The organism is Burkholderia sp. Cy-637, from assembly GCF_011753175.1.
Classification (GTDB): Bacteria; Pseudomonadota; Gammaproteobacteria; order Burkholderiales; family Burkholderiaceae; genus Burkholderia; species Burkholderia gladioli.
Window position 1 is genome coordinate 1 of sequence record NZ_VWWC01000222.1, and the last position, 9,407, is coordinate 9,407.

General features: G+C 72.6%; 8 protein-coding genes. All 8 read right to left on the reverse strand.

Annotated elements, in window-relative coordinates:
* Positions 1–150: 150 nt before the first annotated feature.
* Entirely contained in the window at positions 151–1,998 is a 1,848-nt protein-coding gene (locus F3J10_RS32265) for an acyl-CoA dehydrogenase (RefSeq protein ID WP_025101066.1), read from the reverse strand.
* Positions 1,995–3,104, reverse strand: coding sequence for a hypothetical protein (locus tag F3J10_RS32270; protein WP_167243788.1), 1,110 nt, complete (start codon positions 3,102–3,104; stop codon positions 1,995–1,997). The genes F3J10_RS32265 and F3J10_RS32270 overlap by 4 nt, the downstream gene beginning before the upstream one ends.
* Positions 3,101–4,690 (reverse strand): acyl-CoA ligase (AMP-forming), exosortase A system-associated, encoded by a 1,590-nt coding sequence (locus tag F3J10_RS32275; protein ID WP_167243789.1) that lies wholly within the window; start codon positions 4,688–4,690, stop codon positions 3,101–3,103. The genes F3J10_RS32270 and F3J10_RS32275 overlap by 4 nt, the downstream gene beginning before the upstream one ends.
* A gap of 30 nt (positions 4,691–4,720) precedes the next feature.
* On the reverse strand, positions 4,721–6,010 hold the full coding sequence (locus tag F3J10_RS32280; RefSeq protein WP_167243790.1) for a PLP-dependent decarboxylase: 1,290 nt from the start codon (positions 6,008–6,010) through the stop codon (positions 4,721–4,723).
* Positions 6,000–6,989, reverse strand: a complete 990-nt coding sequence (locus F3J10_RS32285; RefSeq protein ID WP_029951202.1) for a 3-oxoacyl-ACP synthase — start codon at positions 6,987–6,989, stop codon at positions 6,000–6,002. Before F3J10_RS32285 ends, F3J10_RS32280 begins: the two co-directional genes overlap by 11 nt.
* Before the next feature lie 2 nt (positions 6,990–6,991).
* Complete coding sequence (locus tag F3J10_RS32290) at positions 6,992–7,978, reverse strand: ferritin-like domain-containing protein (protein WP_025101061.1); 987 nt, start codon at positions 7,976–7,978, stop codon at positions 6,992–6,994.
* Positions 7,975–8,619: a hypothetical protein gene (locus tag F3J10_RS32295; RefSeq protein ID WP_167243791.1), complete on the reverse strand. Its 645-nt coding sequence runs from the start codon at positions 8,617–8,619 to the stop codon at positions 7,975–7,977. Before F3J10_RS32295 ends, F3J10_RS32290 begins: the two co-directional genes overlap by 4 nt.
* Positions 8,616–9,407, reverse strand: a 792-nt coding sequence (locus F3J10_RS36435; RefSeq protein WP_240155774.1) for a hypothetical protein, incomplete at its 5' end; no start/stop codon positions are given. The genes F3J10_RS32295 and F3J10_RS36435, both read right to left, overlap by 4 nt.

A 9,407-nucleotide genomic window follows, 5' to 3' on the forward strand; every position in this document is an offset into this window, starting at 1 on the left:
TCGAGCGTCGCGCCGTCGAGGTCGGTGCCGCGGTGGCGCGTGGCCGGGCGGCCCAGCAGGTTGCGCGGCGCCTCGGCGGGCGCGGCTTCGCCGGCGGGCACGGCGGCGGGCGAGTCGGGCGTGTCGGGACTGTCGAGTGGGGTGGCCATCTCAGTCCGCCTGTACCAGTTCGTCGCTGCTGACCGCGATCGCCGCGTGGTCCATCGTCGCCAGCACGGCCGCGTGCTGGTGCACCACCGGCAGCACGTTGGCGAAGTAGTAGCGCGCGCTCTTGAGCTTGCCGCGATAGAAGGCCGCCTCGGCCGGTTCCATGCCGGCGTCGATCGCGGCCAGCCGGCGCGCGGCGATGCAGGCCGATTCGAGCAGCACCCAGGCCGAGGTCACCACCCCGAACATCTCCAGGAAGCGCGTGTAGAACTGGCTGCTGCGATGCGTGTGGCCGTCCTGCACGTCGCGCGCGATCTCGTCGAGCGAGGCGGCGATCGCGTCGGCGCCGGCACGCAGCGCGTCGAACAGCGGGCGCAGCTCGGCCGGCGTGTCGGGGCCGTGCTGCTGCACCAGGAACACGTCGAGTTCGTCGCGGTAGTACTGGATCAGCCGCGAATGGCGGCCGAAGCCGAGCTTGTCGCGCACCAGGTCCTGCGCCTGGATGTAGTTGGTGCCTTCCCAGATCGACAGGATCTTCACGTCGCGCGCGTTCTGCTCGACCGGGCTCGCGTCGGTATAGCCGAGCCCGCCGTGCACCTGGATCGCGGTCTCGCAGATGCGCCAGGCCTGGTCCGAGATGAAGGCCTTGCAGACCGGCGTGAGCAGCAGTTGCAGCTTGCGGTGCCGTTCGATCTCGTCGGGATCGGCGCCCGGGGTGGCTTCCAGCATCGCGGCGCGGGTCGCGGTGGCGGCCAGCTTGCCGAGCAGGCCGCGGCAGCCGTCGACGCGGCTCTTCATGTCGATCAGCATGCGCTGCACGTCGGCGTGCTCGATGATCGCCACGCGCGCGGCGCTGGTGTTCGAGGCCCGCTCGATCGGGCGGCCCTGCAGGCGGCGGCCCGCGTAGTCGACGGCGTGCAGGTAGGCGCTGGAGGCCACGCCCACGCCGAACATGCCGGTGCTCATGCGCGCCTGGTTCATCAGCGGCATCAGCTGCAGCAGCCCGACGTTGCGGCGTCCGCCGAGCAGCCAGCCGCGCGTGGTGCCGCCGCTGCCGAACACCAGGTGCGTGTTGGCGCAGCCCTTCAGGCCCATCTTGCGCGGCAGGCCGATGCATTCGACGTGGTTCGGCAGCAGCTCGCCGCTGTCCTCGTCGGGCCAGAAGCGCGGCACCACCAGGCAGGACAGCGAGAAGGAATCGGGCGAGGCGGTATCGATGCGGCCCAGCACGAAGTACAGCGTGTTCTCGGTCAGCTCGTGCATGCCGGCCGAGATATAGACCTTCTCGCCCTCGAGCGCGTACAGGTCGCCCTCGAGCGGCCGGGCGCGCAGCGCCACCGCGGTCAGGTCGGTGCCGGCCTGCGGCTCGGTCGCGCAGAAGCAGGCATCCCAGCGATAGGCCTCGAGCGGCGCGATCAGGGTCTTCTGGTGCGGCGTGCCGTGCATCTGCAGCAGCTTGACGGCCGGCCGCGTGAAGCCGCCGTAGGTCATGAACGAGGGGTTCGCGCCCATGAACATCTCGTAGATCATCTGCGTGACGATCGGCGGCAGCCCCTGGGCGGAGCCGAACAGGGTGCCGGCCCACTCGTCGCGAAAGCGCGCCCAGAGCGCGTGGAAATGCGAGGGGATGCGCACCTGGCCGTCCTCCAGCGTGCAGCCCTCGACGTCCGAGGGCTGGTAGCTGCGGCCCAGGTCGAGCGCGAAGTCGCGCGCGCGTGACAGCAGCGCGTCGACGTCGGCGCGGCTGTGCGAGGCATAGGGGCCGGTTTCCAGGAAGCGGCGGTCGGCCTCGAACAACTCCCAGAGGAAGAAGCGCAGCTCGCGCAGGCTTACCTTGTAGGCGCTCGTCATTGCAGGTCTCCCTCGATATCGAGGGCGGCCTCGAAGCCGCCCCTCACGTCGCAGACGGCCGCGGCGGCCGCGCCGTGCAGCGCCGCGTCCCAGACCAGCACGGTGCGTTGCTCGTCCTCGTCGAGCGAGGCGGCCAGCCGGATCAGCGAGGCCGCCGATTCGGCCGAGGACAGGTGGCCCGTCACCTCGTGCTGCACGCGCCGCGCGCAGGGCACGCCCACCGCGTCGGCCACCCGCATCGCAAAGGCCGGCCCGAAGCCGGGCGGCACGCACCAGTCGATGCTGGCCGGCTCGCGCCCGGCCGCGTTCAGCGCGCCGCGGATGGCGCGCGCCGCGATCGGCACCAGCGCATCGCCGAGCGCCTCGGGCGTGGTGTTCCAGGGATCGGCGATGGCCTCGCCGAATTCGAGCGCGAGGCCGCCGATGCTGCCCCAGGCGGTGAGCTCGGCATGCTCCGGCACCTGGGTGCCGCGTCGCACCAGCAGGGCCGTGGCCGCGTCGCTGTAGCCCACCAGCTCGCCGAACTGGCGGAAGAACGGATAGAGCCACTTGTCGCCGAGGATCACCAGGGCCTGGTCGTCCGGGCCGAGCAGCCCGCCCAGCAGCGACAGCGCGCCGTACCAGCCGAGCGTGCCGTTCTGGCCGAGCGCGAGCGGCATCACGCCTTGCAGGCCGAGGTCGTATTGCAGGCGGCCGACCACCGAATCGCCGATCGTCTCGTTGAGCGCGCTGCTGGCCAGGATCAGGTGGGTGGTGCGGGTCAGCAGTTCCGAGCCGAGCTGGTCGCGCAGGTCGAGCGCGGCATCGGCGGCCAGTTCGGACAGGCTGCGCCCGGCCGGCGCGATGCGCAGCGCGGGGCGGCCGCCCGGCGCGAGGCGCTCGCTCTCGTCGGCCGTCAGCGCGCCGTGTCCGCGCGGCCGCGCGAAACGTGCCTGCGGCAGCAGCAGGTGGCGGTAGCCGGGATGGCGTTCCTGCGCCTGGATCGCGTTGAACGGCGTGGCCGGCGGCAGCACCACCACGCCGCCGTAGAGCGCGAGCGTGTTGGTGTCGGCGGCCAGCGCCGCCGGCGCGGCCTGGCGGGTTGCTTCGAGCGTCGGCAGGGTCATGCGGGTGACTCCTCCAGATTCCGGGGATTGAATGCGTCGCGGTGCCGGGCCTTCAGGGTCGGCCGGTCGATCTTGCCGTTCGGGTTGCGCGGCAGCTCGTCCTGCTGCTCGATGGCGAGCGGCACCATGTAGGTGGGCAGCGCGTCGCGGCAGGCGCGCAGGATGTCGGCGCGGCAGTCGTCGGGCTCGAGCGTGGAGACCACCGAGGCCATGATCGCCTCGCCCAGGGTGGGATGCGGCACGCCGTAGACGGCCGCCTCGCGCACGTGCGGCAGCGCGAACAGCAGGTCCTCGACCTCGGTGGGGCTGACGCGATAGCCCGAGGTCTTGATCATGTCGTCGCCGCGCGCCACGAAGTACAGGTAGCCCTCGGCGTCGCGCCGCACGATGTCGCCCGACCAGACCGCCACGCCGGGGCGCGGCACCTGGCCGTGGCGCTGCGGCAGCGGCCGGAAGCGCTGCGCGGTCAGCTCGGGCTGGTTCCAGTAGCCGAGCGTGACGAAGGCGCCGCGGTGCACCAGCTCGCCGGGCTCGTCGGCCTCGCATTCGCTGCCGTCGGGGCGCAGCACCAGGATCTCGGCGTTCGGCACCGCCTTGCCGATCGAGGCCGGTCGCGCGGCCACCTCGGACGGCGGCAGGTAGGTCGAGCGGAAGGCCTCGGTGAGGCCGTACATCAGGTAGGGCCGGGCGTTCGGGAACAGCGCCTGCAGCCGGTGCAGCAGCGGCGTGGCGAGATGGCCGCCGGTATTGGCGAAGCGGCGGATCCGCCGGCGCGCCGAATCGCTCCAGGCGGCCGGCTCGAGCTGCATCCAGAGCGGCGGCACGCCGGTGATCGAGGTCACGCCGCGCGCGTCGCAGTAGCGCGGCACCTCGGCCGGCTGCAGGAAGTCCAGCGGCGTGTAGCAGGCGCCCGCGGCCAGCGCGCTGCCGAGCTGCGAGAGGCCCGCGTCGAAGCTCAGCGGCAGCACGCCGAGGATCACGTCGCTGGCGTCGAGCTGCTGGTAGGCGGCCACGCTGGTGGCGCCCGACACGAGGTTGCGCTGCGAGACCACCACGCCCTTGGGCTTGCCGGTCGAGCCCGAGGTGTAGAGCAGGGCGGCCGGGTCGTCGTCGATCGCGTTCGGCGCGCGTTCGGCGGGGACTTCGGCGAGCGCGTCGTCGGGCGCGGCCGCCAGCGCCTCGGCCAGCGTTTCCATCAGCAGCACGCGTCCGGCGCCCACCCGCGCGGCGATCACCGGCAGGCGGCGGATGCGCTGCGCGCCGGTCACGAACAGGCTCGCGCCGCTGTCGGCCACGATGTGCTCGACCTGCGCCTCCTTCAGTTGCGGATTGATGGGGACGAAGATCGCGCCGAGCGCGTTGACGGCGAGGATCGCCACCACCGTCTCGTACTGCTTGGGCGCGTAGATCGCGACGCGCTCGCCCGCCGCGACGCCGAGCGAGGCCAGCACGGCCGCCGCGCGATCGACCGCGCGCAGCAGCTGGACATAGCTGACGTCGCGCGTGCCGTCGGCGTAGGCGAGATGGCCGGGCCAGCGGCGGGCGCCGTCGTCGAGCAGGTCGACCAGGCGGATCATGGCATTCATGGGCGGTCCTCTCAGTCTCGGGTTCGGGGTTCAGGCCGCGCGCACGTAGACGTGCGCCGCGTCGTGCGACAGGAAATGCGCCATCGAATAGCTGCGGTGATAGGCGCCGCAGCGCGGGAACACCGCCAGGTCGCCCGGCACCGGCGGCGTGCCGTGGTCGTCGCGGCCGATCACGTCGGCGCGGCTGCAGGTGCTGCCGACATAGAAGGTCGGCACGCCGCGCGGCTTGCCGCCGCCGCTGCCGTCGCTGCCGCGGCCCTGGCGCACCAGCACCGGCGCGGCCAGCTTCTTCATCACGGCCTCGGTCTGCGCGAGCAGGAAGGCATGGCTGAGACCGCCGTCGCAGACCGCGATGCTGCGATCGGCCCAGTGCTTGACGGCCACCACGCGCGTCACGAACAGGCCGCAGTCGGCGAAGATCGCGCGGCCCGATTCGTGGGCCAGCGACCAGTTGCCGGCCAGCGGCGCGATCGCCTCGCGATAGCGCGCGAAGGCCTCGGCATGGCGATCCTCGCCCGCGCCGGAGGCCGGCCGGGCGGCTCCGTCGGCTGGGTTTGCGTTGTCTGCCTCGTTTGCCTCGCTTGCGTCGTGGCTGGCCGCGTCCTCGGCGAACCCGCCGCCCAGGCTCAGCGATTCGAGCGCCGCGCCGTTCGCGCCGGCCAGGTCGCGCGCCAGCGCCGCCAGCGCGTCCGGCAGCCCGAGCGTGTCCGGCGCGGCGGCGCTGGCGCGCGCGAAGCTGTGCGGGCCGGAGAACACATGCAGCCCGGCCACCGGCAAGCCGGCCGCCTTCAGCGCGAGCACCGCCTGGTGGGCCTCGTTCGGCGTCATGCCGAAATGGTCGTGCCAGTTGGCGCGCGAGTGCGCGCCGGCCAGTGCGCCCGCGTTCAGGCGCAGCAGCAGGCGCCCCACCTCGGCGCCGCCGGCGCGGGCCTCCCTGGCCAGCGGCACGAAGCGCGCCACCGCGTCGAGGTTGTCGAGCACGAAGTGGCAGCGCGAGGCGAGCCCGGCGCGCATCAGGGTCTCGTCCATCGAGGGGTTGTTGAGGTAGCGCGGCGCCTTGATGCGGCCGATCACGATGTCGAGCTCGCCGCGGCTGGCCAGCTCGACGCCGTCCTCGTAGGCATGCGCGCTGCGCGCCAGCAGGTCCTGGTTCGGGTTCGCCTTCAGCGACACGATCAGCCGCGTGCCGAGCCGCGCCTTCAGTTGCCGGTAGCGCGCGATCGCCACTTCCGGATCGTAGACGTAGCAGGGCGTGCGCAGCTCGGCGACGAAGCCGTAGTCGTCGGCCGGGGCGGCGCCCGGCGAGCGTTCAGGCGTCATGGCGGCCCACCGGGTGGAGCGTGACGGCCGCGTAGGCGCCACAGTTCGACTGCATCGCGCCGAGCACGCGCTCGCCGCGCGCCAGCGCGTCGAGTCCGGCGTCGGCCAGGTTGATCGCGAAATCCGAGCAGCAGGCATGGCCGTGCGCCAGGATGTTGGCCGCGTGCAGCCGCTCGGGCGCGATGCGCATCGCGCGGCACAGCGAATACCAGCCCGCCATGTCGGCGTTGTGCGGCAGCAGCAGGCCATAGGCCTCCAGCGGATGCGCCTCGAGCGCCACGGCCGCGTCGAGCACGCGCCGCGTGTAAGGCCATTCCAGCGCGATCATGTCGGCCTCGTTCTTGCTCACCGTGTCGGAGCCGCGCCACCACTTGGCATTGGTCTCCATCGCGATGCCGCCGAGCCGGTTGCGCCGGCAGTTGCGGGTGAGCAGCATCGCGGCGGCGCCGTCGCATTGCACGCCGCTGACCTGGCGCATGCGGTAATCCTCGCCGTAGACGCGGTCCGAGGAGACGATCACCGCCGCGTCGAGCGTCGGATGCTTGCGCATCAGCGCACGCACCACCTCGACGCCGGCGGCCACCGACACGCAGGCGAGCTGCGCCACCGAGCCGAGCCACAGCGGCGCGATGCCGTGATGCGAGGCCACCTCGTGCGGCAGGCTGCGCGGCGCCGGCGGCACGCTGAAGGGCTGGGTATGCACGTGCACGATCGCGCCGATGTCGGCGGCGGCGATGCCGGCCGTCTCGATCAGCTTGCCGACCGCCGCGATGGCCAGCTCGGTCTCGCCGATGTCGAGCGCCATGTGGAAGTAGCGGCTGCCCGAGCGCGCGATCGTGGCGGCCCGCTGCGCCGGGTAGTCGCGCTCGGCGGCCCATTGCTCGATGTCGACGGGCTCGCCCGGCAGCTCGTAGGCGCAGGCCTCGACGCCGGTCCAGAAATCGGCCGCGCCGGAAACGGAAGTCAGGGGCGTCGTCATGGTCAGTTGTTGAGCGGCATGGCCGCGTAGTCGAGGACGTTGAGCTTGGCGAAGGTGTCCTGCACGGCCGGCGAGAGCAGGCCCATCTCGCGGATGGTCGGCACCAGGCGCCGGAAGATCGAGCGGCGGATCGAGCTCGACACCGGCGACTCGCGCACCATCGCGCTGCATTCGCGCTTGGACAGGCCCATCGGTTCCCAGATGTCGTCGGCGCACAGATGCTCGTAGAGCACCGAGGCGCCCTCGCAGACGAACTGCTCGCGCTCGCGCCGCTCGGTGCCGTCCATCTCGGCATAGACGCGGCACAGGGTGATGCGGCCCACCGCGAAGTGGCGCGACTCGTCGCGCTGGATGCGCTGGAACAGGTCCTTGATGAACGGATCGGCGCTGTAGGCCACCACGCTCTGGAAGATCGACAGCGCAATGCCCTCCACCAGCACCTGCATGCCGAGGTTGGTCATGTCGAGCTGGTTGCTGGTGATGGTGTCCTGCAGCAGCGCGTGCAGCGAGCGGCTCATCGGGTAGCGCACGTCGAGCTTCTCGACCAGCTTCGCGTAGGCCTCCACGTGGCGCGCCTCGTCCATCACCTGGGCGGCCGCGCACAGGCGCGCCGACAGGCCGTCCTCGGCCGAGGCCAGCTTCGAGGCGCAGATCAGCGCGGCCTGTTCGCCGTGCAGGATCTGCGAGAGCAGCCAGCCCTGCGCGTGATGCCGGACCTCGCGCTTGTCGTGGTCCGACAGCTTGGCCCACAGCTCGGAGCCGTAGATCAGCAGCGTCGGGTCGGGCATGCCGAGCGGGTTGGCCGGGTCGAGCGCGTGGCTCCAGTCGACGTCGCTGGCGACGTCCCACTGGGAGGCCTTGGCCTTCTCGTAGAGGCGGTTCAGCGCCTCCTCGCGCAGCGCGTAGTCGTTCGACATCAGCGCATCGACCGGCATCGGCCAGCGGATGTCGTTGTCGGTATCGGGCAGGACGGCAAGCGTGTCGGTCATGTCGTTTCCTTGGCGGCCGGATGGGCGCCGGGATCAGCGGGGTCGGGAATCGGGAAATCGCTGGCGAGCGGCGCGGGCAGGGCCTCGATCCGGATCGCGTGGGCGGGCCAGGCGCGCCGCAGCAGAGCGTCGAGCGGGGCGGCCAGGTCCGCCTGCCAGAGCGCGCAGCGCAGCGTGTTGTCGCCGGCGAAATCGACGTCGCGGCGGATCCGGTCGCCGATCCACAGCGTCGGCCAGCCGCGCGCGGCGTCGCGTGCCGCCTCGTAGTACAGGTCCGCGCCGAGCAGCACCCAGGGCGCGAGCAGGGCGGCGGGCAGCACGCCCATGTAGGAGGCGCGCACCTCGACATGCAGGCGCAGCTCGTCGTGCACGGCCTCGCGCGCCTGCACGGCGAGCTCGGCGAGGAAGGCGAAGTGGCGCTCGTGGTCGAGCAGCACGCGGCGCGCGTCGTCGTCGTCGGGGCAGCCGGCCAGGCGCGTCGTGTCGGCGAAGGCGGCGGCCTCGGCCGCGGCGGCGCGCGCGTAGTCGGCGGCACTGCCCCCGGGCATGCCGAGCGGCATCCGGTAGGCGTTGGCCGGCACCAGCACGGGCCGCGAGGCGGCGCGGCGCAGCCGGTAGGCGAGCAGCACGGGCGGGTTCATGAGCCGGCCTCCTCGCGCGCCGCCGCCGGCGGTTCGGCCGCGAGCGTGAAGCGCGCATCGGGCGCGAAGGCGATGTCGCCGATCGCGTAATAGCCGTTCAGCGCCAGCGAGCAGACCACCGCGCGCGCCGGCGGCCCTTCCTGCTCGGCGGCGAGCAGCAGCGAGATCCACGGATCGCTGCCGAAGGCATGGCCGAAGCGCGCATGGCCGTCCGGCATCAGCGGCGTCTTGCCGAGCGTGGCCAGCATCGCGCGGCGCGACTGGGCGGGGAAGAAGGGGATCGCCGCGCGCAGCCCGGGCCGCTCGGCGCAGAAGCCGCGCAGGGTCCGGCCCAGCTGGACCACCGCGTTGGCCGGCGGCGCGGCGCCGGCGATCAGCGATTGGTGCGGACCGGGCCGGTCGACCTCGATCAGCAGGGTGGCCAGGCCGAAGCCCGAGGCGCCCCAGGCGGGGTTGCCGTGCCAGTAGGCATAGCCGTGCAGGTCCACGTCGAGCAACTGCAGCAGCAGCGTGTGCGGGCCCGACACGGCGGCCTTGTCGAGCGCGCGGCGCAGCACGTAGCCCCAGCCGGCGCACTCGTAGGAGCAGGTGATCCAGTCGGGGCGGCGCGGCTGGGCTCCGGCCGCCGCCTCGACGAAGGCGCGATGCGGCGCCGAGCCGTTCATCAGCAGCATCGACAGGATGGTCGAGCTGATCACGTAGTCGTCGGCACGCGCGGCACCGGCGACCCGTTCACGCTCGGCCGCCGCCAACGCGCCGAGTTCGCGCGCGGTCCGCGCCAGCGGCCA

Excerpts from the sequence above, each read along its gene's own strand:
- F3J10_RS32280 (WP_167243790.1), bottom strand. The coding sequence starts at position 6,010 with ATGACGCCTGAACGCTCGCCGGGCGCCGCCCCGGCCGACGACTACGGC.
- F3J10_RS32275 (WP_167243789.1), bottom strand. The coding sequence starts at position 4,690 with ATGAATGCCATGATCCGCCTGGTCGACCTGCTCGACGACGGCGCCCGC.
- F3J10_RS32290 (WP_025101061.1), bottom strand. The coding sequence starts at position 7,978 with ATGACCGACACGCTTGCCGTCCTGCCCGATACCGACAACGACATCCGC.
- F3J10_RS32295 (WP_167243791.1), bottom strand. The coding sequence starts at position 8,619 with ATGAACCCGCCCGTGCTGCTCGCCTACCGGCTGCGCCGCGCCGCCTCG.
- F3J10_RS32265 (WP_025101066.1), bottom strand. The coding sequence starts at position 1,998 with ATGACGAGCGCCTACAAGGTAAGCCTGCGCGAGCTGCGCTTCTTCCTC.
- F3J10_RS32285 (WP_029951202.1), bottom strand. The coding sequence starts at position 6,989 with ATGACGACGCCCCTGACTTCCGTTTCCGGCGCGGCCGATTTCTGGACC.
- F3J10_RS32270 (WP_167243788.1), bottom strand. The coding sequence starts at position 3,104 with ATGACCCTGCCGACGCTCGAAGCAACCCGCCAGGCCGCGCCGGCGGCG.